The 24,358-nt window shown below is 52.3% G+C and carries 19 protein-coding genes and 1 tRNA gene; 11 read left to right on the plus strand and 9 right to left on the minus strand.

The window, feature by feature from the left end; genetic code table 11:
* Positions 1-29 precede the first annotated feature (29 nt).
* The 4 genes from AGRI_RS10480 (at position 30) to AGRI_RS10495 (ending at position 2,968) form a co-directional block, all read left to right on the plus strand.
* Positions 30-656: a c-type cytochrome gene (locus AGRI_RS10480; RefSeq protein WP_008984914.1), complete on the plus strand. Its 627-nt coding sequence runs from the start codon at positions 30-32 to the stop codon at positions 654-656.
* A 577-nt stretch (positions 657-1,233) separates the two neighbouring features.
* Complete coding sequence (locus tag AGRI_RS10485) at positions 1,234-1,875, plus strand: class I SAM-dependent methyltransferase (protein ID WP_008984915.1); 642 nt, start codon at positions 1,234-1,236, stop codon at positions 1,873-1,875.
* 35 nt (positions 1,876-1,910) lie between these two features.
* Positions 1,911-2,495 (plus strand): Der GTPase-activating protein YihI, encoded by a 585-nt coding sequence (gene yihI / locus AGRI_RS10490; protein ID WP_008984916.1) that lies wholly within the window; start codon positions 1,911-1,913, stop codon positions 2,493-2,495.
* Entirely contained in the window at positions 2,492-2,968 is a 477-nt protein-coding gene (locus tag AGRI_RS10495; protein WP_008984917.1) for a DUF2489 domain-containing protein, read from the plus strand. The genes yihI and AGRI_RS10495 overlap by 4 nt, the downstream gene beginning before the upstream one ends.
* 17 nt (positions 2,969-2,985) lie before the next feature.
* Here the strand turns inward: AGRI_RS10495 and AGRI_RS10500 are convergent, their stop codons facing one another.
* The 3 genes from AGRI_RS10500 to AGRI_RS10510 form a co-directional block, all read right to left on the minus strand.
* Positions 2,986-4,275 (minus strand): metal-dependent hydrolase family protein, encoded by a 1,290-nt coding sequence (locus AGRI_RS10500; RefSeq protein WP_008984918.1) that lies wholly within the window; start codon positions 4,273-4,275, stop codon positions 2,986-2,988.
* 109 nt (positions 4,276-4,384) lie between these two features.
* Positions 4,385-4,924: a DUF1285 domain-containing protein gene (locus tag AGRI_RS10505; RefSeq protein ID WP_008984919.1), complete on the minus strand. Its 540-nt coding sequence runs from the start codon at positions 4,922-4,924 to the stop codon at positions 4,385-4,387.
* Positions 4,925-4,982: 58 nt separating this feature from the next.
* Positions 4,983-5,058 (minus strand) — tRNA-His (locus tag AGRI_RS10510).
* A 158-nt stretch (positions 5,059-5,216) separates the two neighbouring features.
* On the opposite strand from AGRI_RS10510, the gene AGRI_RS10515 reads away from it, so the two are divergent.
* From AGRI_RS10515 to AGRI_RS10525, 3 genes are all read left to right on the plus strand, one after another.
* The gene (locus AGRI_RS10515; protein WP_008984920.1) at positions 5,217-6,041 is read left to right on the plus strand and encodes a mechanosensitive ion channel domain-containing protein; all 825 of its coding nucleotides are present in this window, start codon (positions 5,217-5,219) and stop codon (positions 6,039-6,041) included.
* Between the two features lie 2 nt (positions 6,042-6,043).
* Positions 6,044-6,805: a DUF481 domain-containing protein gene (locus AGRI_RS10520; protein WP_008984921.1), complete on the plus strand. Its 762-nt coding sequence runs from the start codon at positions 6,044-6,046 to the stop codon at positions 6,803-6,805.
* Between the two features lie 111 nt (positions 6,806-6,916).
* On the plus strand, positions 6,917-9,223 hold the full coding sequence (locus AGRI_RS10525; RefSeq protein ID WP_008984922.1) for a putative bifunctional diguanylate cyclase/phosphodiesterase: 2,307 nt from the start codon (positions 6,917-6,919) through the stop codon (positions 9,221-9,223).
* On the opposite strand, the gene AGRI_RS10530 is transcribed toward AGRI_RS10525, so the two are convergent.
* Genes AGRI_RS10530 through AGRI_RS10540 form a run of 3 tightly spaced genes read right to left on the minus strand, consistent with a single transcriptional unit; the run spans position 9,220 to position 16,552 of the window.
* Entirely contained in the window at positions 9,220-12,279 is a 3,060-nt protein-coding gene (locus tag AGRI_RS10530; RefSeq protein ID WP_008984923.1) for an efflux RND transporter permease subunit, read from the minus strand. The two genes, AGRI_RS10525 and AGRI_RS10530, sit on opposite strands and share 4 nt — an antisense overlap.
* On the minus strand, positions 12,276-15,350 hold the full coding sequence (locus AGRI_RS10535; RefSeq protein WP_008984924.1) for a multidrug efflux RND transporter permease subunit: 3,075 nt from the start codon (positions 15,348-15,350) through the stop codon (positions 12,276-12,278). The genes AGRI_RS10530 and AGRI_RS10535 overlap by 4 nt, the downstream gene beginning before the upstream one ends.
* Positions 15,350-16,552: an efflux RND transporter periplasmic adaptor subunit gene (locus AGRI_RS10540; protein WP_008984925.1), complete on the minus strand. Its 1,203-nt coding sequence runs from the start codon at positions 16,550-16,552 to the stop codon at positions 15,350-15,352. The genes AGRI_RS10535 and AGRI_RS10540 overlap by 1 nt, the downstream gene beginning before the upstream one ends.
* Positions 16,553-16,792: 240 nt before the next feature.
* On the opposite strand from AGRI_RS10540, the gene AGRI_RS10545 reads away from it, so the two are divergent.
* On the plus strand, positions 16,793-17,428 hold the full coding sequence (locus AGRI_RS10545) for an NAD(P)H-dependent oxidoreductase (RefSeq protein WP_008984926.1): 636 nt from the start codon (positions 16,793-16,795) through the stop codon (positions 17,426-17,428).
* Here AGRI_RS10545 and AGRI_RS10550 read toward each other — a convergent pair.
* The 3 genes from AGRI_RS10550 to AGRI_RS10560 all read right to left on the minus strand — a co-directional run bounded on the left by AGRI_RS10550 (position 17,425) and on the right by AGRI_RS10560 (position 20,478).
* Positions 17,425-18,408 (minus strand): cation diffusion facilitator family transporter, encoded by a 984-nt coding sequence (locus tag AGRI_RS10550; RefSeq protein WP_008984927.1) that lies wholly within the window; start codon positions 18,406-18,408, stop codon positions 17,425-17,427. The two genes, AGRI_RS10545 and AGRI_RS10550, sit on opposite strands and share 4 nt — an antisense overlap.
* A 98-nt stretch (positions 18,409-18,506) precedes the next feature.
* Positions 18,507-19,091, minus strand: a complete 585-nt coding sequence (gene ssb / locus AGRI_RS10555; RefSeq protein ID WP_008606349.1) for a single-stranded DNA-binding protein — start codon at positions 19,089-19,091, stop codon at positions 18,507-18,509.
* A 22-nt stretch (positions 19,092-19,113) separates the two neighbouring features.
* Positions 19,114-20,478, minus strand: a complete 1,365-nt coding sequence (locus AGRI_RS10560; protein ID WP_237713067.1) for an MFS transporter — start codon at positions 20,476-20,478, stop codon at positions 19,114-19,116.
* A 232-nt stretch (positions 20,479-20,710) separates the two neighbouring features.
* Between AGRI_RS10560 and uvrA the strand changes: the two genes are divergently transcribed.
* The 3 genes from uvrA to AGRI_RS10575 all read left to right on the plus strand — a co-directional run bounded on the left by uvrA (position 20,711) and on the right by AGRI_RS10575 (position 24,293).
* Positions 20,711-23,533, plus strand: a complete 2,823-nt coding sequence (gene uvrA / locus AGRI_RS10565) for an excinuclease ABC subunit UvrA (RefSeq protein ID WP_008984929.1) — start codon at positions 20,711-20,713, stop codon at positions 23,531-23,533.
* 68 nt (positions 23,534-23,601) lie between these two features.
* Complete coding sequence (locus AGRI_RS10570; protein WP_008984930.1) at positions 23,602-23,904, plus strand: type II toxin-antitoxin system HigB family toxin; 303 nt, start codon at positions 23,602-23,604, stop codon at positions 23,902-23,904.
* 17 nt (positions 23,905-23,921) lie between these two features.
* Positions 23,922-24,293, plus strand: a complete 372-nt coding sequence (locus AGRI_RS10575; RefSeq protein ID WP_008984931.1) for a helix-turn-helix domain-containing protein — start codon at positions 23,922-23,924, stop codon at positions 24,291-24,293.
* The last annotated feature ends 65 nt before the right edge of the window (positions 24,294-24,358 follow it).

The following is a 24,358-nucleotide window of genomic DNA, read 5'->3' on the forward strand; positions in this document are numbered from 1 at the left end:
GTTTGAATGCGGACTGAGACGGATCAAACATGAAAAAACTCGTATTACCTCTGACGCTGTTATTCGGATTAATCGGTGCAGCAAACGCTTTTGATGGTGATGCCGAAGCTGGCAAGGCAAAATCAGCCACCTGTGCGGCTTGCCATGGCCCGGACGGCAACAGTCCGCTGGCTATTTATCCTAAAATTGCTGGTCAGCACGCTGAGTACCTGTATAAACAATTAACTGACTATAAATTGGGCATGACCTCAGGCGGAAAAGAAGGCCGCTCGAATGCCATTATGTTTGGTATGGTTGCCGCATTATCGGATCAGGATATGAAAGATCTGGCCGCATACTTCTCTTCACAACGCGTGAAGCCAGGTACAACGCCAGAAGATGTGATTGAATTAGGTCAAAAATTGTACCGCGGTGGTGATGCTGAGCGTGGTATCGCTGCCTGTATCGCCTGTCATGGTCCTCGGGGCGCAGGCACCAGCCTGGCAGGTTTTCCGCGCATTGGCTTCCAAAATGCGGACTATGTCAAAACAACACTGGAAGAATTCCGCGCCGGTACCCGGGCCAACGATATGAACGGCATGATGCGTGAAGTTGCGAAAAAACTGACTGACGAAGATATTCGGGTGCTGTCGCAGTACCTGGGTGGTCTGCATTAATCAGCGATAAGCTGTAACAGCTGCTAACAAAAACCGGCGACCTCGCCGGTTTTTTTATGTTGCTGTAAGAGATCTCTCACACAAGCTGTAAGACTTTTGCGTTTCTTTCATTCGTATGGAACTTTTTGGCCATAATTTATACGCAATAAGTTACTGAAAAAAATAAAAATGTAGACTAAAGTCGAATTTTTTTCAGGTTTTTTTACCTCAAGGGCTTGCCATATTCGAAGATCAGAGTAAATTTAAAGCGTTGTCCGCAGGCGATAAAACAACAGGGAATTGCGGCAAAGGAAGGTAAAGCACCCTTGGGTGCAGTGTATTTTGAGATGCCCGGATGGTGTCAGGCGCGACAAGCGCGCAAGGATGATTACGAAAGTTACCAGGATGGTCGTAAAGAATAAAAGAGCTGGCATGGACAGCAAATAATAATATAGGGATAACTTGCAACACGATGTTGGCTGCGCTTCAGGATGATTTAAGCGATTCGAGAGAAGTGTCCACCACTAGGCACAAATAAACAGGGCGATAAGGTAATCTTATCGCCCTTTGTTTTTATGTCGATTTGCAGGAAGGTTTAATGGAGCCATGTCCACTTTGTCAGCATGCTGACAGCATCTTATTTAGCTCAGATTCGCAACGTGAATACCGGCAATGTTTGCAATGTCAGCTGGTGTATGTACCGAGTGCTCAGTTGCTGAGCCCAGCACAGGAACAGCAACACTATCAGCTACACAATAATGATCTCGATGATCCCGGCTACCGTCAATTCTTACAACGCCTGGCCAGCCCCTTATTAGCGGCCTTGCCACCAGGTCAGCTACAGGGTCTCGATTTTGGTTGTGGTCCGGGACCTTTGCTGGCGAAAATGCTAGCCGAAGCGGGCCATCAGATGCAGTTATGGGATCCGTTTTTCGCCAACAATCCGGCAGCACTGGCGCAATCTTATGATTTCATCAGCTGCAGCGAAGCAATAGAGCATTTCGTGCACCCGGCGCAAGAATGGCAATGTTGGTTAGGTTTACTGAAGCCTGGCGGCGTTCTGGCCATTATGACCAGCCACTACCTGGATGCGGCGCACTTTGCCAACTGGCACTATAAACGTGATCCAACGCATATCCGCTTCTTTCATCAGCGCACTTTTGCGTTTTTAGCCCAACGCGATCAGTTAAGCCTAAGTTTTCCTGCGAAGGATGTGGTGCTTTTACGCAAAGCTGGTTAAAATGTGCGCCCTTTTTTACAGGTATCCAGATTACTATGACGCGTCAAAAAAAATCCCGTAAGGCCAGCGATAACGGACAACGCCATTTACCGGCCACAGAAATCCGTAAAATCCGTGAGCAAAAGGATGAAACCAAGAAAAAAGGCGCTGGTCTGAAATCTGGTAACCGCAACAGTATGCAACAAGCTAACGTCAACCAGGATCCGGTTGCCAACAAAGCCAAAAAAGATCCGCGTCTGGGCAGTAAAAAACCTATAGCGTTACTACCGGAAGCCAAGCCGGAACTGCTGCCGGTAGCCGCTCCGGCACCGTTACCAAAGGTGCAGTTAAAGGCGGCTAAACCCGAGACATTAAGCCCGGAGCAAGAGCTATTACAGCTGGAAAACGATCCTAAGCTACAGCAATTACTGGAGCGGGTAGAGCGCGATGAGCTGCTCACCGGTAAAGACGCTAAGTACTTTAACCGTCAAACCGCACGCATCAGCGAGCTAATGACGCTGTTAGGGCTGGATGACGAAGAACCGGCCGCTGATGCGACAGCAGAAGACGAGGATCCGCTAAGCCGCTTCGAGCGTACTGACTGGCGTAAAGATTTGTTAGGCGATGAGGATCCGGCGTGACCTGGTGGTTGATATTACTCCTGACGACAGCGGTATTGATTGTTGCTGGCCTGGCATTTTATGCCGGCAGATTGCTATGGTTGCTGCAGCAGCAAAAACAACAACAGCAGCTGGCTGAACAGAAAGCCCGCCAGCAACAGCAGGAAAAGAAAGCGTATCTGCAAGAAAGCATTGTTCTGATTAGCCGTGCCATGCTGGAGCAACAATGCGAGTTCTCGGAAGGTGCTCTGCGACTTTGGGTATTACTAGACCACTGGCCGGTCGCAGATAAACCGGACGCCGTAAGCAGTTACCCCGGTATTTATCAGATGTATCTGACCGTAAAAGATATGCCGACCCACCAGGCCCGCAAAGATCAGGACAAAAAGCTTACCCGGCAGCAGGATAAAGTACGACTCAGTGCGGAAAAGGATTTAAAAGCGCAGATCGAAGTCGACCTGCGGCTGATTCTGGAACGGTTTCAGCAGGCTTAATGCCTGCTGCGACAAGATTATTGCTTGTAGATCTGACCATCCTTCATCACGAAACTGACCTGACCCAGCGTTTTGATATCGTCCAGCGGATTACCCGGCACCGCGATAATATCTGCCAGCTTACCGGCTTTAATTGACCCCAGCTCTTGTTCCATCCCCAACAACCGGGCCCCCTCGATCGTTGCCGATTGGATGGCAGCCATGGCCGGCATACCGGCTTCTGTCATATAAACAAATTCCAGCCAGTTGTCGCCATGCGCACCCACACCGGCATCGGTACCAAACGCAATTTTCACGCCGGCTTTATAAGCTTCACTAAAGGTTTGTTGGATTAGTGGACCAATGCTAGCCGCTTTGGGGCGTACCAAGTCCGGGAAAAAACCATCAATTTCAGCTTTTTGTTGTACCCACTTACCGGCACTAATGGTCGGCACATAATAGGTACCGTACTTTTTCATCAGCGCCATGGTCTCTTTATCCATAAAGGTACCATGCTCAATCGAATCCACACCGGCTTTAATCGCGCGCTGCATCCCCTCTTTGCCATGCGCATGCACCGCCACTTTAAAGCCATAATCACGGGCCGTGCTGACTATCGCTGCTAACTCATCATCGGTAAACTGCGGGTTCATCCCACTTTTGGCGACGCTGAGCACACCGCCGGTCGCAGTAATTTTTATCAGGTCAGCACCATCTTTATAGCGTTGGCGTACTGCTTTACGTGCTTCATCCGGGCCATTAATCACCCCCTCTTTCGGACCGGGATCGCCCTGCAGCAAATAGGCCAGACCATTTGTCGGATCTGCATGCCCGCCCGTGGTGGCTAAGGACTTACCCGCAGCATAAATACGCGGCCCCTTAACAAAGCCCTGAGCAATGGCTTTACGCAGCGCGACACTGACATGATGGCTGTCACCCAGTTCGCGTACTGTGGTAAAACCTGCCATTAAGGTTTTTTCTGCAAACACCGCGCCACGTAACGCATAGTCAGCCTCATTCAGCCGCTGCCCCTCACCATAAGAGGTGGCACTGATCTGACTGGAGAAATGGGTGTGCATATCCATTAAACCCGGCAGCACCGTATGCTGGCGTAAGTCGATTAAGGTATCGCCAGCGGCCGGCGTTTTGTAACCGCCTTCAATGGCAATAATTTTGTTACCGTCGACAATAATCGTCTGTTCACTGAGCATCTGGTTGGTTTCGGCAGTGATCAGCTTACCGGCGTGGATATAGGTAGCGGCATAACCCTGCGGCAAGGTCAAAGCGGTCAGACAGGCCAGCGACAACACAGAGAGCGTCTTATTCATTTTAGTTATCCTCAGCTTAGGGGAACTTTACTATCAACGGCACCCGCAGACTCTGCAATGCGCTTGCGATACCTGACCTGTTTTTGCGATAAAGCGCGCTGGCTCGGTTTTATTCTGCCTGCGCCAGCAAATAGGCTGCGCCGGCGCTGTGCAGAATCGCATCAGTGCCGCTTTCGGTTGGCCTCAGCTCTGCTTCATCCAGTAGCTGATAGTACAGATTGCGATGTAAGCGTGCTGACAAACCACGCCACAAACTAAGATAAGGCAAGCTTTGTCCGGCATACCGACGCAACAGCAGTGGATAATCCTGACTCAGCGGCACACTGTCCTGCAAATTGGTCGTAAACCACAGCTGCGGGCCAGTCGCTGTTGGCTGCCAGCGACTGGCAATGGCGATAAAGGGCGCATCCTCGACCTGGATCCGTACTTTCTCCGCCGGTGTTTGTAAAAAATACGCTCCGCCCTGACACAGCATCACCGACGCGAAAAGCTTTATCAGCCCCGGGCGGGCAATTTCGCCGTCCTGATACCACCAGCGTCCCTGTGCATCGATCCGCAGCGGCAGATCGCCACAAAAAGGGGGATCCCATTGTTCAACCGGGGCTAGCCGGGGTTGTTCAAGCTGTTGCTGTAAAGACGTTAAATCCATCAGATATTTGACGATAAAAACAATAATACAGGCAGTATAGCAGGGCAGGAGAAAGGAGTGGGGTGACTGATGGGGCTCGAACCCACGACAACCGGAATCACAATCCGGGGCTCTACCAACTGAGCTACAGTCACCACAACAGTGCAATATTTTAACCAAAAAGCCGGCAGCCAACCAAGCCCTTTTTTGCCGCTTTTGCCCAAGTATAGCCGCAACTGGCCAGTTACTAACCGAAATCGGCAGTTTTTTATGATATGATTGCGATTCTCATTTATCTCACGGGAGTGAACATATGGAGCAAATTAACGAATTGTTCCAGCAAAATCATGAGGTTTTGCTAGGTTACTTTTTAAAGCTGATCGCGGCTATTGTGATTTTTTATGTTGGCCGGATTATCGCCCGCAGCATCTCAGCGTTGTTAGAAAAAGGCCTGTTGTCACGCAATATTGATAAGGCCGTCGTGTCTTTCTTATCCAGTATTCTGTACGCCATATTAATGATTGCGACTGCCCTGATGGCATTGTCACAGGTCGGCGTACAAACGACGTCCTTTATCGCCATTCTGGGTGCAGCCGGTTTAGCAGTAGGCCTGGCGTTGCAGGGCTCTTTAGCCAACTTTGCCTCCGGCGTGCTGATCATTCTGTTCCGGCCGTTTAAATCAGGTGATTTTATTGATGCCGGCGGCATCACCGGAACCGTTGATAAAATTGAAATTTTCCAGACCATTATGAAAACGCCGGATAACAAAAGAGTAATAGTGCCGAACGCTAAAATAACCGGCGGTCACATCACGAATTTCTCGGCTGAAAGTACGCGCCGTGTCGATCTGGTTATCGGTATTAGTTATGACTCAGATTTGCGTAAAGCCAAAGCGCTGCTGGAGCAAATTATCAGTGAAGACCCACGTGTATTGGCGGAACCGGCACCGAATATCCGGGTCTCAGAGCTGGCTGCTTCGTCAGTCAATCTTATTGTCCGTCCCTGGGTTAACACAGATGACTACTGGGGCGTGTACTGGGATACGCTGGAAAAAGTTAAATTGACGTTTGATGAACACGGCATCGGCATTCCGTTCCCACAGATGGATGTCCATATCAAGCAAGATTCCAAGGAGTAAGTATGAGAACAGTAACCCTTGCTGTCGCGATCGCGCTGGCTGCTGGCGCGCAGGCACAAGCTGAAGAGCAAAAAGTTTGGACTACGTCAGCCGAGTTGGGTGCCATCACCACTACCGGTAACACTGAGGGCACCTCTATCACCGGTAAAATTGACGCCAAGCAAGATCTGACCAACTGGAGTAATCAGTATATTCTGAGCGCCTTTTTTAAAGAGGATGAAAAAGAGGGCGCTGACGGCAGCCGTGTGAAGGAGCGTTCCGCAGAACGCTACCTGGTGTCAGCCAAGGGCGCCTATAAACTGACGCAGGAACACGACAACGTTTTCGTGCTCGGCTCTTACACCGATGACAAGTTTGGTGCCTACACCCAATACACCACTCTAGCTGCCGGTTACGGTACCCGTTTACTCAATCTGGAAAATCAATCACTGGATGTCGAAGTCGGTCCGGGTTATTACACCGCTAAGCGCGCAGCCGTTGAAACGGAAACTGGCCTGCTCCGGGAAACCGAAAAAGGTTTACTTGCCCGCGGCGCCGCATCCTATAAATGGACTTTAAGCGAATCCGCCGCCTTCACGCAAACACTGAGCGTCGAATACAGTGCTGATAATACCCGTACCATCGCCGAAACCGCGCTTAGTGCCCGGATTAATGGTGCGATGCAAATGAAAGCGGCTTTTCTGGTGCAAAATGACTCCGATGTCCCAGTGGATAAAAAGAGTACTGATACCCAGACGTCCCTGACGCTGGTCTATTCGTTCTAAGACAACAGAAAAACGGGCTCTTGGCCCGTTTTTGTTGGTTTGCCTCTGATCTTACTGAAATTTCCGCTATGCTTAGAACTCACCTCTAGTCTGAGTAGAAAGATTTCACGCATGAAGCAACTGGACGCCCGCCGCAAGAAACTTCGTTACTATCCATTGTTAGGGGCGCTTTGCTATCTGGTACTGGGCTTTTTGTGGATAACTTTCAGTGACCAATTACTATCAGCCCTGGTTACCGATGCGGCCACCCTGACCCGTTACCAGAGTTATAAAGGCTATACCTATGTGTTACTGACTGCGCTATTAGCCTGGTTATTACTTAAGCAGCGTTTACATTTCGCCCGCTCATTACTCAAGTCAGAATATCTGTTAGAACAGACGATTGCCCGTGCTGCAGCCGGAATCGCGCATGTTAACGCTGATGGCCAGTTTATCCGCGTTAATGACGAACTCTGTAACCTGCTTGGCTATAGCGCCACAGAACTTCTTACCATGCGCTTTCAGCAGTTAACTCATCCGATGGATTTATCCCGGGATCAGGGGTTGCTGCATGAAGTACTGCAGGGTAGACGGCAAAGTTATACGCTGGAGAAACGCTATTTACATAAGAATGGGCAAATTATCTGGGCACGCTTATCGGTAGCCTTAATCGCTGAAACCGAAAATAGTGAGCCCTTTTTTGTGTCAGTGATTCAGGATATTTCTGATGTAAAGCTGACTCAGATGAAATTAGAAGAGAGTGAACTCAGATTCCGGACTTTGCTGGATAGTATGCCAACCATCTCGGTGCAGGGTTATGATGAGGAGGGCAAAACACTGTATTGGAATAAAGGCAGTGAAAAAGTGTATGGCTATAGCCGAAAGGAAGCTGTAGGCCGTAACTTACTGGATTTGATTATTCCGGAAAAAATGCAGGATGGGGTACGCGAAGCAATTAACCTGATGGCCAGCTCTGGCGAAGCCAGACATGCTGAAGAACTGACCTTAAGGCGTAAAGATGGCTCACCCGTTACCGTGTATTCGTCTCATGCCGTCATTATCCTGCCTGACAAAAAACCACAGATTTACTGTATCGATATTGATCTGACGGACTACAAGCAACAAGAAGCACAACTGGCATTTTTAGCCCAATACGATCCGCTGACCCACTTACCAAACCGCCATTATTTTGCCAATCAACTGGACCAGGCTCTGAAAGTGGCACGCCGGGAAAATCTGCAACTGGCCGTGCTAATCCTGGACTTGGATAATTTTAAAAACATAAATGACTCCTATGGCCATAAAACTGGCGATCTGCTACTGCAACGGGTGGCAGAAAAGCTGCAAATCTGTTGTCGGGAAACAGACTCCCTGGCCCGGCTTGGCGGCGATGAATTTGCCATCCTGATAGAACACCTGGACACGCCGGAAGATGCCGCCCGCTTTGCCCAGGAATTATTGCAAAACTTACAACAACCGATGTTATTAGAACAGGACCTGGAGCTCAGTACGGCCGCCTCTATCGGGATCAGCTTATACCCCACCCACCATGATAACGTTGAGGCATTGTTGCAAGGGGCGGATTCTGCGCTGTATAAAGCTAAATCGGAAGGCCGCAATACCTACTATTACTATAGCGATCAGTTGACAGCTCAGGCCCGGCAACGGCTGGTATTGGAAAGCCGGTTACGGCAAGCGATCAAGAAGCAACAGTTACGCTGCTACTACCAACCGCAACTCGATATCAAAACCGGCAGTATTATCGGTGCTGAGCTATTACTGCGCTGGCAGGATCCTGAACTGGGTTTTATCAGTCCGGACTTGTTTATCCCCTTAGCTGAAAGTTCCGGCTTAATACACCTTATTGGTCAGCAGGTGTTGCAGCAAGCCTGTATCCAGGGGCAAGCCTGGTTGAACGAAGGCTTGCCGCCCATCACTTTGGCTGTCAATGTGTCGGTGCAGCAATTCGGCCGTGGTGACCTGGAGCAGCAAGTTAAGATGGTACTGGCAGAAAGCGGCTTCCCGGCCAGATTGCTGGAACTTGAAGTAACAGAAAGCGCACTGATGCTGGATGAAGAGAAAGTGGTACTGACCATGCAACAGTTACGGGAAACCGGGGTCCGGCTGGCGATTGATGATTTTGGCACCGGCTATTCATCACTGGCGTATTTACAACGCCTGCCTCTGGATATCCTGAAAGTCGATCGCCGTTTTATTGCCAATATGACGGCCAACACTGATGACCGCCAAATCGCCAAAGCCATTATCGAGCTTGGCCACACGCTGCGCTTCGAGGTACTGGCGGAGGGGGTAGAAACCGCTGAACAACTGGCCTTGTTGCAGGAAATGGCTTGTGATTACTACCAGGGGTATTATTTCAGCAAGGCAGTACCGGCAGAGGAATTCCGCCGGTTACTGCTACAACAACAGCCAGCCTAAGCGCTAGGACTGTTAGCCCGGCGCAACCGCACTTTGCTAAACAACAGGTACACGGCCGGCGTGGTATATAAGGTGAGCAACTGACTGACCAATAAGCCGCCCACTATGGTAATACCCAGTGGCTGACGTAACTCAGAACCTTCACCAACACCCAATAACAACGGCAGCGCACCCAGCAGCGCGGCAAAGTTCGTCATTAAGATGGGTCTTAAACGCTGCTGGGCTGCCAGAGCAACAGCCTGTTGCGGCGTCAAACCCTGCTCCCGCTCTGCCGCCAGCGCAAAATCAACTAACAAAATGGCGTTCTTCAGCACTATACCTATCAAGAGAAACAGACCCAGCAGCGCTATCAGATTAAAGTCCGTACCGGTGAGATAAAGCGCCAGCAGGGCGCCTAAAGCGGCACAAGGCACCACCGATAGAATCGTCAGCGGTTGGATTAGACTTTCATACAGCACGCCCAGTAGCAGATAAACGGCAACAATGACCGCAATAATCAACCAGGTTTGATCCGCCGTCTGAAATAACGCATTCCGCTGATTCTCGCCGCTAACGGCGACGATAGCACCGGGTAACATCAGTTCGGCCATAGCCTGGTCAATCGCCTGCGATGCCTGCTCCAGCGTGACATCCGGCGCTAAACCATAGCCAATATTCACCGAAGCAAACTGGCCATCATGTTGCACACGGTCATTTACCAGCCCATATTGATAGGTCGCAATAGCAGCCAACGGTACTCTTTCGCCATTACTGGTAACAATTTGTAGCTGCTGCAGCACCTCCGGTTGGGCGGTATAACCGGGCAACACTTCCATCACGATCCGGTACTGATTCTGCTGGTCGTACAAAGTCGCGACCTGACGCTGTGAAAACGAGTTATTCAGTAAGCTGGCGATGGTGCGCATATCGACACCCAGCCGCTGCGCTGCTTCACGGTCGATTTTCAACTCAATTTGCTGCGCGTCCTCGCCTCCCGGGGTGTTCACATCCACTAGTTGCGGTAAGTCTTGCAGTTTCTCACCCACCCGCTTGCCCCACTGGCGCAGCAAACTTAAATCATCTGACAGTAACTGCACTTCATAATCACTGCGCCCAAACGGCGATGACAGGCGAATATCCTGATCGACGTTCATAAACAGAATGCCGCCTGGCACCTTAGGTGCCGTCGCTCGTAAACGATCGACCACCGCCCGCGCCGACACCTGTCGCTCCGCCAGGGGTTTTAACCGTACCCGCATCCAGGAGTTACTGACCCCGCCACTACCACCGGCAGAGCCGGTGACATCAGCGACGGCAGGATCCTGCAGCACATGCTGGCGGAAGGCTTCAATCTTCGGTTGCATCATTTGGAACGAGGCACCGTCGTCACCACGCACAAAACCATTTAACTGTCCGGTATCCTGTTCGGGTAGTAAGCCTGACGGCACCTTAGTGTATAACCAGGCGGTGGCGCCAAAGAGTAACAATAGCAATAACAGTAACCATCGATAATGGTCCAGGCCAAAATCAATACTGCGCCGGTAACCCTGCTGCAAGCGCTGGAAGAAACCCGCTTGATCCGGTGCTGCCGACGCTGGCGTCGCCCTTAACAATATCGCCGACATACTGGGTGTTAGCGTCAGCGAAATCAGCAGCGAAATCACCATTGCCGCCACCAGCGTAATTGAAAACTCGCGGAACAAGCGCTCAACCAGGCCGCCCATGAAGAGTATCGACAGGAAAATCACGATCAGCGCCAGGTTCATTGCTAGCAAGGTAAAACCAACTTCGGCAGCCCCTTGCCGCGCCGCTTGCAGCGGTGACAGACCGCGTTCCAGATGACGACGGATATTTTCCACCACCACGATAGCATCATCCACTACCAGCCCGGTTGCAACAATCAATGCCATCACCGACAGGTTGTTTAGCGAAAATCCACACAAATACATCACGCTAAAGGCGCCAATTAACGACACCGGAATAGTGACACTCGGGATCAGGGCACTGCGTAAGTTTCCCAGAAATACCCAGACCACCAGCACCACCAGCAATACCGCTAAGGTCAGGCTAATTTGTGCCTCGCTCAGGGTGGCCCGGATCACCGGGCTACGATCCATCACTACCGCCAGCTCAGCGCCTGCCGGCGCCAAGGCTTGTAATAAGGGCAGCTGCTGATAAATCGCATCGATGGTGGCCACTATATTGGCGCCAGTACGACGGCTGATCAGCAAGATCACCGCGTCTTTATCGTTGTGAAAACCGGCACTGTAGCGATCTTCCGTCGAATCTGTGACCAGTGCCACATCCGCCAGCCGGATCGCGGCACCATCAACATATTTAACGATCAGATCCTGATAATCCGCGGCCCGGCGTAAGGTTTCACTGGTTGCCAGCTGCCAGCGATGGCTATCCGTTTCCAGCACACCGAGCGGCACCGAGGCATTAACAGTACTGATAGCGCTGCGCACCTCATCCAGTGCTACACCATATTGCGCCAGCATGCCCGGATTCAGTTGCACCCTTACCGCAGGTAATGACGAGCCACTGACCTCGACTTCGCCTACGCCGCTAATCTGGGCAATTTTCTGAGCCAGAATGGTGGAGGCATTGTCGTACAAGGTACTACCCGCCAGATGATCGGAGCTAAGCGCCAACGCCATGATCGGTGCCTGTGACGGGTTAAACTTGCGGTACACCGGGTTACCCGGCATCCCGGATGGCAGCTGACTGCGCGCCGCGTTAATCGCCGCCTGCACCTCGCGCGCTGCATCATCGACATTGCGGTCTAATTCAAATTCGAGGCGGATTTGGGTTGAGCCCTGATTACTGGATGAACTAATGCGCCGAATGCCCGCAATACTGCCCAGTGCCCGCTCCAGCGGTGTCGCAACCGTTGCCGCCATACTTTCCGGACTGGCACCCGGCAAACTGGCACTGACCACTATCATCGGAAAATCGATTGCCGGTAACGGTGACACCGGTAACAAGCGCCAGCTTAGTAAGCCCAGCAGCAAAATCGCCGTTGCCAGCAAACCACTGGCGACCGGCCGTTGGATAAAGGGCTGGGCCAGATTCATAGACTGGCAACCTCAACCGGACTTTGCTGGCGCTTACGTACCAACTTATCGAACCAGAGATAAACCACTGGTGTAGTAAACACCGTCAGTATCTGGCTAACCAGCAAGCCACCCACCATCACCAAACCCAGGGGCTGGCGCAGCTCGGCACCCGAGCCGGTGGATAACATCAGCGGAATGGCACCAAATAATGCTGCCAAGGTGGTCATTAAAATTGGCCGAAAACGCAGTAGCGCCGCCTGATAGATAGCTTCGGCCGGGGTCATGCCCTGATTGCGCTGCGCATCCAGGGCAAAATCGACCATCATAATGCCGTTTTTCTTTACCAAACCAATCAGTAGCACGATGCCGATTACCGCAATCAGATCCAGCGGCCGGCCCGTGATTAGCAGTGCCAGCAAGGCTCCCACAGTAGCCGACGGTAGCGTCGACAAAATGGTGACCGGGTGGATCAGACTCTCGTACAACACGCCCAACACAATATACATGGTGACAATCGCCGCCAGTATCAGCCACAGCGTATTACCAAGGGAGGCTCGGAACGCCTCAGCCGCGCCCTGAAAACTGAGCTCTAACTCCGGGGGTAACTGTAACTGGCTTTGCACCTGCTCAATGGCAGCAACCGCCTGCCCCAATGAATAGCCTGCGGCAAGGTTAAATGACAGCGTCACTGCCGGGAATTGTCCTTGCTGGTTAATCAGCAGCTTTGCCGGACGCTGGCTGACTGTCGCCACGGCCGACAGAGGTACGGTAGCGCCGGTATTACTGGTTAGATAGAGTTTGTCGAGCGCCTCAATACCCTGCACCTGCGCCGGATCGACCTCCAGCACCACCCGGTATTGGTTAGCCTGGGTAAACAAGGTAGAAATTTGGCGCTGGCTATAGGCACTTTGCAACACAGCACTGATTTGTGCCACGCTTAAGCCCAACCGGGCGGCAGCATTGCGATCGATATCGATAAAGGCCTGTAAACCTTGCTGCTGCAGATCGTGCGCGACCTCGGATAACTCCGGCCGCTGCTGCAGTGCCGCCATGACTTCCGGCAACCACAGGCTCAGTACCTCGCTGTCCGGCGTACTTAGCGTAAATTGATACTGCGTACGACTGACCCGATCTTCTATACTTAATTCCTGTACCGGCTGAAACCAGCCTTTAATCCCCGCTACTGCCGTAACCTGTTGCTCCAGCTCGCGGATAATTTCTACTGCCGTTTTATTGCGGCTGGCATGCGGCTGCAAGTTCAGCAAGATCCGCCCGCTGTTTATGCTGCTGTTACTGCCATCAACACCAATAAAGGATGACAAACTGGCAACATCGGGGTGCTGCAGTAAATTAGCAGCTAACTCTTGTTGCCGCTGAGCCATGGCCTGGAATGAAATATCCTGTGGCGCTTCGGTGATCACCTGAATGACGCCACTGTCCTGCACCGGAAAAAAGCCTTTCGGTACCGCCAGATACAGCCCCACTGTCAACGCCACTGTACCCAGCATACTGGCCAGCGCCAACCGCTGATGGCGCAGTACCCACTGCAGCATTAATGCATAGCGGTTAATCAGCCGCTGAATAACATCATTCGGCTGATCATGGGCAGGCATTGCCTTTAATAGCCGGGCGCACAGCATCGGCGTCAGGGTTAGCGACACGACTAATGAAATCAGGATGGCTACCGCCAGGGTTACCGCAAATTCAAAGAACAAGCGGCCAACCACATCCGCCATAAACAGCAACGGGATCAAGACGGCAATTAACGAGAAAGTCAGTGAAATCAGCGTAAAACCAATTTCTTTCGCGCCTTTTAGTGCGGCTTCCAGCGGCGAGGCGCCCTGTTCGCGATGGCGGGCAATATTCTCCAGCATCACGATAGCATCATCAACCACAAAGCCGGTGGCAATTACCATCGCCATTAACGTCAAGTTATTGACTGAGAAACCCAGTAACAGCATCACCGCAAAGGTACCGATTAAGGATAAGGGTACGGCTAAACTCGGAATAATGGTCGCCGGAATGGTTTTCAGGAACACATAGGTGACGAAAATCACCAGACAGACTGCAAACACCAGCTCTTTTTGCACATCACGCACCGAGGCGCGGATACTATGGGTACGATCGGTCAATACCACCACATCTACCGCGGCTGGCATCGTTGCCATCAGCTGCGGTAGTAATTGTTGTACCCGATCGGCCACTTCAATCACGTTAGCGCCGGGCTGACGCTGGATATTCAGTAATACTGCCGGCTGCTCGTTGGCCCAGGCGGCTAAGAAGCGATCTTCAGCGCCTTGCTCAACAGTGGCGACATCCCGCAGCCGCACCGGTGCATTATCACGCCAGGCGATAATGAGATCCCGGTACTCAGCGACATCGCGGATCTGGTCATTGGCATCCAGCATAGTTGAGCGGAAGGGGCCATCGAAACTGCCCTTAGGCTGGTTGGTGTTAGCTGCAGCAATGGCAGCGCGCAAATTCTCCAGGCTCAGATTCATATTGGCCAGTGCCGAAGGATTGGCTTTCACCCGAATGGCCGGCCGCTGACCACCGGCCAGGCTGACCATGCCGACGCCGGGTAATTGCGCCAGTTTTTGTGCCATCCGGGTATCAGTCAGGTCATACACCTGCGGTAACGGCAGTGTGGACGAAGTGATGGCCAGTGTCAGGATCGGCGCATCAGCCGGATTGACCTTACGGTAAATCGGCGGGCTGGGTAAATCGTTTGGCAGTAACGAAGAAGCGGTATTAATGGCCGCCTGCACTTCCTGCTCGGCCACGCCCATATTTACTTCCAGCGCAAACTGTAACGTAATGACGGAAGCGCCGGCAGAGCTGCTGGATGACATCTGCTTTAAACCGGGAATTTGCCCTAACCGCCGCTCCAGCGGCGCCGTAACGGTGCGGGTCATAATGTCCGGGCTGGCACCGGGGTTAAAACTAAATACCTGAATAATCGGGTAGTCAACCTGTGGCAAGGCCGCCACCGGCAGCTGCCGCCAGGCCAGAATACCGGCAACCAGTAACGCCAGCATCAGTAACGAGGTAGCAACCGGTCGCAGAATAAAGGGCTGCGAAAAATTCATTATTGCGCCCTCTGTGGCCGCCGCCGCGGCGTGTCCTCAGCCGGTGTTACCGGAGCTGCGCTACCCTGTTCAGTAATAATTTCTACTGCGCGGCCCGGCCGCAGGCGATCTAAACCTTCCAGTACCACCGGCGTGCCGACGCTCAACCCTTCTTCAATTGCTACCATGCCATTGTCGACCGGTCCCTGCTTCACCTGGCGGATTTGTGCCTTGTTATCTTCGATGGTATAGACGTAGGTACCAGCCGAGCCATATTGCACGGCATCTTGCGGAATGGTCACAGCGCCACTGCGCACCGCCACGTTCAGTCGCACATTAACAAACTGGTTCGGGAACAACTCTTCCTGCTGGTTGGCAAACTCGGCCTTTAAGCGCAAAGTACCGGTAGCAATATCAATCTGGTTATCCAGCGTGGTCAGTACACCAGCCGTTAATTGCTGTTGCTCAGCGCGATCCCAGGCTTCCACCACTAACGGCTCGCCAGTGCGCATTGCTTGCCGTACCTGCTGTAATTGATTCTCAGGGATAGCAAATACCACATTAATCGGCGAGCTTTGGGTGATGGTTACCAGACCTTCAGCGCTATTGGCCTGAATCAGATTACCAACGTCAACCCGGCGTAAACCCAGCCGGCCAGAAATTGGCGCTTTAATTTGGGTATAAGATAATTGCAGTTTTGCCGCATCCAGCTGCGCCTGATTACTACGCAAGCTGCCTTTTAACTGCTCTACCAGCGCCTGCTGGTTGTTAAATTGTTGCGCAGAAATCGAGCTTTGCTCACGCAACCGCGAATACAGCGCCAAGTCATTCTCAGCATTTTTTAGCTGCGCCAAATTTTGCTCCAGTTGTCCCTGCGCCTGGGCCAGCTGTATCTGATAATCAGCGGCATCAATCTCTGCTAAGAGCTGGCCGGCCTCGACTTTATCGCCCTCTTTAAAATGCAGCGCCTGTAGCGGGCCGCTAACCCGGCTTTGTACCACCACACTATTTAGCGGGGTCACGGTACCAATAGCTTTGATTTGTACCCGTAAATCCGCAGCGGTAGCAGGCACCACCCGCACCGGTACCGGCATAGCCCACGGATTCATTTGCCGCTGGGCAGCGGCTGTAGGGGCGGGTTCAGTTGGCCAGAACCACCAGGCAGCACCGGCTGCGATTAATGCTACGACTGCCATTGTTACGGCTTTTTTTTGCAATGCCATGAGAAAACCTTTTCGACGAAAATCCGGATTGGCGCCACTATAATGCGCGCTCTGTCAGTGCTCAATGCGCTTTACGTCAAGATTTGGTAAAGATGACAACGCTTTCGGCGAAGCGCGGTTTTATAGCGGTAGGCGGCTGCTGTTTTGTTCCCGGCAGGTTTTGTTTCGGGCTTGCACCTTGAAAGCCCGCGCTGCAGTACCAATTTCAGCACCATTGCTTAACCCGTACCGGAGAACATGATGTCAAATATCGTGCAATTACTAAACTGGCGTTACGCCACGAAAAAGATGAATGCCGCGCAGCAAGTCCCCGCCGCTAAACTGGACACTATTTTGGAGGCAATCCGCCTGAGTGCCAGCTCCAGTGGCCTGCAACCTTATCAGGTGCTGGTGATAACCGATCCGGCGTTAAAGCAGCAAATCCGCCAGGTCGCCTGGGATCAGTCACAGGTAACAGATTGCTCGCATTTACTGGTATTTGCTGCCTGGGATAATTACACCGCCGAGCGGATCAATATGATGTTTGATCTGGTGAATGAACAGCGCGGCTTTAAAAACGACGGCTGGGAAGCGTACCGGCAAAAACTGCTGGCTTATTATCCGCAGCGCCCGGCAGAGCAAAACTTCGAGCATGCCGCCCGCCAGGCTTATATTGGTTTAGGTTCAGCCTTATTGGCTGCTGCCGAACAGCAAGTTGATGCCACGCCGATGGAAGGCTTCGAACCGGAAAAAGTCGATGCCATTCTTGGTCTGGCCGAACAGGGTTTAAAGTCGGTATTACTGTTACCGCTGGGTTATCGCGCTGCTGAAGGCGACTGGCTGGTGAATCTGAAAAAAGTACGTCGTGCCAAAGACGACTTTATTTCCTATCGTTAATGCGCCGGCTTGCCGTGATGAGTATGATCACGGCAAGCTTCGCCGGCCAGCTCAATCTCAATCGTAGTATTTAACAGCTTAAACTCCACCAGTTGCTGCTCTACGCGGCGTTTTAACTGCTGATATTGCCGTAAATCGTCCAGCGCCACCACCAGATGCGCACTCAGCACATGCTGCTCACCATCCAGTGACCACAGATGCAAATGATGCACTTCTTGTACTTCTGATTGGGCTAACAAGCGTTGTTCAATCCCGGCTAATAAGCCGGCATCGGGTACCGCCTGAAAAAACAGTCGCGCCGTGCTGCGTAAATTGCGCAGTACATTAAACAAAATAAACAAGGTAAAGGCGATCGATAACAGTGGATCAATGATTGGCCAGTCGACAAACTGCATCACCAGCGCCGCAAGCAGCACCGCGACCCAGCCCAGCACATCTTCCAGTAAATGCCAGTTCAGTACCCGCTCATTCAGGGTTTTACCGCCACTGAGTTTATAGGCGGCGAAACCATTTACCAGTATGCCGAGCACGGCCAGCGCCATCATGCCCTCAGTCAGCGGCATCACCGGCTCACTGAGTCGCGGAATGGCTTCGGCCAGGATCCAGACTGAACCACCAATCAGAATGAAACAATTTAACAAGGCGCCAAATAAACTAAGCCGGCGATAACCGTAGGTGTAATGTGCAGTGGGCGCTTTTTTACCCAGCTTATACAACAGCCAGCCACTGCCCAGCGCCAGACTATCGCCAAGATCATGAATCGCATCCGCCATAATGGCCGTGCTATTAGTCAGCCAGCCGCCAATAAACTCAATAATGGTAAAACCCAGATTCAGAAAAAACGCCCAACCGAGCCGGCTACCGCTATCCTCTGTCGATACTAAACCATGGCCATGCCGATGAGACCCATGACCGTGCTGATGCTGCGAATGCGGGTGCTGCGAATGTGAGTGAGAATGATGATGTGAATGCGGTGGCATAGTGGCGCTTCCTGCTGAGCACTACTCTGACTATAGACACTGACGGTGTTGAATAGCAAGCAGAAAAAAGCCCCGTAGCAGGGGCTTAGTCAACAACCTTAGAACGGGATATCGTCATCAAAGTCGATTGGTGGTTCCATCGGCGGGCGCTGTTGCGCTGGTGGTTGTTGCTGGAAGCCACCTTGTGGCTGTGCCGGCTTTTGATAATTGCCTTGCGGCTGGAAATTCTGTTGTGGTGCACCCTGATAGGCTGCCTGCTGCGGTGCGGCTTGTTGTGGCGCCCGCGGTTGATAACCTTGCTGGCCGCCGCCCATTCCACCACCCATGCCGCCACCCTGGCCTTCGCCACGACCGTCCAGCATTTGCAGCTCATTGGCAACGATTTCAGTGGTGTAACGCTCTACGCCTTGCTGATCCTGCCACTTACGGGTTTTCAGCTTGCCTTCGATATACACCTTAGAGCCTTTACGCAGATATTCGCCGGCAATTTCTGCCAGACGCTGGTAAATCACGACTCGGTGCCATTCGGTTTGCTCTTTCATTTCGCCGGTAGCTTTATCTTTCCAGCTTTCAGAGGTCGCAATGCTCAGGTTAGCGACGGCGCCGCCCTGCGGCATATAACGGACTTCCGGATCCTGGCCCAGATTACCGATTAAAATGACTTTGTTAATTCCACGCGCCATGCGTATTTCTCCTGCAAAATTATTACTGATTGCCAGCGGCAATCAAAGACTGAGCCTGTGCGATGTCAAACTGCTGCGAACTGACTTTCAGGTAGCAGCGCTGATCGGCCAATAAAATCGTGACTTCCTGCACCCCGGCCAGGCTACTGAGCCTGGCTGCCAGCTGGCCTGCTTGCTGCTCAGTGCTGACAGCAACCGGTAGCGATAAGCGCTGGGCACGGGCGGGCACCTGCATGGTGCTGGCTATGATAAGCCATACTAAACCAATTACTGCTAGGGCGCCATACACCGCCATAAAACCAAAGTGCTGAGCGATAGCACCACCCAGCAAGCCGCCTAAAAAGGCACCGAAAAACTGGCTGCTGGAGTAAATCCCCATCGCACTGCCACGCTGGCCGGCGGGTGCCACCCGCGACACCATTGCCGGTAAACTGGCTTCCAGAAAATTAAAGCCGGTAAAAAATACCAGCAGGGCCAGCGCCAACAGCCAGAAGCTGTTTGCCTGCCAAGCTATTAACATCGCAATAACTAATAATAGTATATTTATTAAAAAATACCGTTTTTCCTGCTGCCGGCGCATCGCAATAATCATCATCGGCACCATAAATACAAACGACAGCAATAATACTGGTAAATACAGCTGCCAATGCTGCTCTGCCGCGAACTGCTGCGACGCCAGTAGCGGCGGTAGTGCAACAAACATCGCCGTAAGCATCAGGTGCAACAATAATACGCCTAAGTCCAGCTGTAACAGTTGCCGGTGCCGGAACATCGCAGTCAGGCTTTGCGGTAAGGCCAAGGTTTCAGCAGCCGGTGCCTTACTGACACTTTTCGGCACCACGAAAGCAACCAATAACATGGCCGCCACCGCCATTACCGCGGTAAACCAGAACACGCCACTTAAACCGGCCAGCTTCGCCAGTAATGGCCCCAGTACCATTGCCAAGGCAAAAGATAAGCCGATGGTGGCGCCGATAATCGCCATCACTTTCGGTCGCTGCTCTTCGCGCGTTAGATCGGCCGCCAGTGCCAATACCGCACCGGAAATCGCCCCGGCACCTTGCAATACGCGGCCCAGCGTCACCAGATAAACGGACTCTGCCAGCGCTGCCACCACCGAACCCAGCACAAACAGAGCTAAGCCCAGCAGCATGACTCTATGCCGGCCAATTTTGTCCGACAGCCAACCAAAAGGAATTTGTAAAATCGCCTGAGTTAAACCATAGGCGCCAATCGCTAACCCGATCCACAGCGGGGAAAAACCGGCCAGCTGCTCGCCGTACAGGGCAAACACCGGCAATAGCATAAAGAGCCCGAGCATACGGGTAGAAAACACCAGCGCCAGCGCAACGGCGGCGCGCTTTTCCAGGGCATTCAAATGATGCATGCGAACAGCTAACACCAGAGGTTCAAAATAAACAGGGCGGCAGTTTAGCATAAAAAAGCCGGCCGGCGGCAGCGCCCGCAGCAATGGCTGCCATTGCGACAGTGAAATTCTGCCAGCGGCGGGCCAAAGCCAGATCGGCGGCGTATAAGCAGCTTTAATCCGCTTGCAGCTGGCAATTACTGCGCAGCCTAGTGTATATTTGTACAGCATTATCCGGCTAAATGGAACCACCATGGACAAAATTGAGATCCGCGGCGCCCGCACCCACAACCTGAAGAATATTTCACTAACCCTGCCACGCGACAAACTGATCGTGGTAACAGGTTTATCCGGCTCCGGTAAATCGTCGCTGGCCTTTGATACCCTGTATGCCGAAGGCCAGCGCCGCTATGTCGAATCGCTGTCGGCCTATGCCCGGCAATTTCTAAGCCTGATGGAAAAGCCGGATGTCGATCATATTGAAGGCTTGTCACCGGCGATCTCGATTGAACAAAAGTCGACCTCCCATAACCCGCGCTCTACTGTGGGTACCATTACCGAAATTTACGATTATCTGCGCTTACTATTTGCGCGGGTCGGCGAGCCGCGTTGCCCGGAGCATGATCTGCCCCTCGCCGCGCAAACCATTAGTGAGATGGTGGATAAAGCCACCGAATTTCCGGAAGGCACCAAGCTGATGGTGTTGGCACCGGTGGTGCAGGAGCGCAAAGGTGAGCATGTTAAAACCTTAGAAAGCCTGGCAGCACAGGGCTATGTGCGGGCGCGGATTGATGGTGAGATTTGCGATCTGTCCGATCCGCCGAAGTTAGATTTACAGAAAAAGCACACCATTGAAGTGGTGGTAGACCGCATTAAGGTGCGGGATGATATTAAGCTGCGGCTGGCCGAGTCGTTCGAAACCGCACTGCAACTGTCGGGCGGCGTGGCGCGGGTGGCGCTGATGGACCAGCCTGATGCTGAAGAGCTGGTGTTTTCCGCTAACTATGCCTGTCCGACTTGCGGTTACTCCATGACCGAGCTGGAGCCACGGTTGTTTTCCTTTAATAACCCGGCCGGCGCCTGCCCCAGCTGCGATGGTTTGGGTGTGAAGCAATTCTTCGATCCAAAAAAAGTGGTGGTCAGTGATGAGCTGAGTCTGGCCGGCGGGGCGATCCGGGGTTGGGATAAACGTAACTTCTATTATTTTCAGATGCTAAAGGCACTGTCTGAACACTACGATTTTCAGCTGGATGTGCCCTTTAACAGCCTGAGCAAAAAGCAGCAGGACGTGATCCTGTATGGCAGCGGCCATACCATTATCGACTTTAAATACCTGAATGACCGTGGCGATATTGTGCTGCGCAGCCATCCGTTTGAGGGCATTTTGCCGAATATGGAGCGCCGCTACCGCGAAACCGAATCGAACTCGGTACGCGAAGAGCTAAGTAAATATCTGGCCAGCCAGCCTTGCCCCAGCTGTCATGGCACCCGGCTACGTACCGAAGCCCGCCATGTCTTTATCGGTAAAACCACCTTACCGCAAGTGGTAGAACTGGCGATTGGCGACTGTCTGGCGTTTTTCCAGCAACTGAGTTTAACCGGCCAGAAAGCCAAAATTGCCGAAAAGGTATTAAAAGAAATTCAGGATCGGCTGCAGTTTCTGGTGAATGTTGGCCTTAACTACCTGAACCTGTCGCGCAGCGCCGAAACCCTGTCTGGCGGCGAAGCACAGCGCATCCGGTTAGCCAGCCAGATCGGTGCCGGTTTAGTTGGCGTGATGTATGTGCTGGATGAGCCCTCTATCGGCCTGCACCAGCGTGATAACGACCGCTTACTGGCGACGCTGAATCATCTGCGCGATCTGGGTAATACCGTGATCGTGGTTGAGCATGACGAAGATGCCGTGCGGGCCGCGGATTATATTATTGATATCGGCCCCGGCGCCGGTGTGCATGGCGGCAATATCGTAGCGCAGGGCACGCTGCAGCAAGTGATGGCAGTAGAAGAGTCGCTGACCGGCCAGTATATGTCGGGGGCGCGCAAAATCGCGGTGCCAGCGAAGCGTACGCCGCTGAATGATAAATGGTTAAAGCTAACCGGCGCCAGCGGCAATAACCTGAAAAACGTCGATCTCGCCATTCCTTTTGGCCTGATGACCTGTGTTACCGGGGTGTCCGGCTCCGGAAAGTCGACACTGATCAACGATACCCTGTTCCGCATCGCCCACCGGGTATTAAATAAAGCCGAGGGTGACGATCCGGCGCCCTATAAGGCGGTAAGCGGGCTGGAGCATTTTGATAAAGTAATCGATATCGATCAAAGCCCTATTGGCCGCACCCCGCGTTCTAACGCCGCGACCTACACCGGTATTTTTACCGGCGTACGCGAGCTGTTTGCCGGCACCCAGGAAGCGCGCTCACGCGGCTATCAGGTCGGCCGCTTTAGTTTTAACGTCAAAGGCGGTCGCTGTGAGGCCTGTCAGGGCGACGGCGTCATTAAAGTGGAAATGCATTTTTTACCCGATGTGTATGTGCCCTGCGATGTTTGTAAGGGCAAACGCTATAACCGCGAAACGCTGGAAATTAAATACAAAGGCAAGAATATCCACCAAGTGCTGGATATGACGGTGGAAGATGCGCTGGATTTCTTTGACGCCATCCCGGCGATTAAGCGTAAGGTGCAAACGCTGATGGATGTTGGCCTGTCCTATATTAAGCTCGGGCAGTCGGCGACCACCTTATCCGGCGGTGAAGCACAACGGGTGAAACTGGCACGCGAGCTGAGTAAACGCGATACCGGTAAAACCCTGTATATTCTGGACGAACCCACCACCGGCCTGCATTTTTACGATATCCAGCAGCTGCTGAATGTCTTGCACCGGCTGCGTGATCACGGCAATACCATAGTGGTAATTGAACACAATCTGGATGTGATTAAAACCGCCGACTGGATTGTCGACTTAGGCCCGGAAGGTGGCAGCGGCGGTGGCGAAATCCTGATTGCCGGCACGCCGGAGCAGGTAGCCGCCTGTAAGCGGTCTTATACCGGTAAATATTTAAAGCCGATGTTGGGTTAAACCGCAATGATAGTGACGGCGAAAGGCGCCTTGTTGCAAAAGTCCCAAATCGGGACTATGATCGCGCTATGAGAATTATTGCACTCTCTACGTTAAAAGCATTCTGGCAAGATAACCCGGAATACAGTGATGCCAAAGAGCCTCTTCTAGCCTGGCATCGTCACGTACTAAACGCAAACTGGCAGTTGCCTGCAGAAGTAAAACTGGATTTCAGGCACGCCAGTATTCTCAAAGATGGCAGAGTGGTCTTCAACATTGCCGGCAATAAGTACCGGCTGGTCGTGTGGATAAATTATGCCTACAAAGTGGTTTATGTAAGGTTTGTCGGTACGCACAGTCAGTATGACGAAATTGATGTGCAAACCATTTAACTGCCGGAGTAGCAATGATGGATATTAAACCTATCAAAAATGAAGCCGACTATCGCGCGGCATTACAAGAGGTTGAGCAGCTCATGCTGGCGCAGCCAGACACGGCAGAGGGCGAAAAGCTTGATGTGATGGTTACGCTGATCGAAGCCTACGAAGCAAAACATTTCCCTATGGACTTACCCGATCCGGTTGAGGCTATTAAGTTTGAAATGGAGCGCCAAGGTTTAACGGTAAAAGATCTGGAACCGATGATTGGCAAAAGTAACCGGGTTTATGAGATTCTGAATTACAAACGCTCATTAACCCTGAAAATGATATGGCGGCTGCATCAGGGCTTGGGCATTCCGGCAGAGTCGCTAATCAAACCGCCGGTAAACCTTTCAAACTAAAACCCCGGCCAAAAAACCGGGGCTTGTCATTAATCTAAGGCGGCAAGCACTGCCTTAGTTCGGTC

This window comes from Alishewanella agri BL06 (genome assembly GCF_000272005.1).
Lineage (GTDB): Bacteria > Pseudomonadota > Gammaproteobacteria > Enterobacterales > Alteromonadaceae > Alishewanella > Alishewanella agri.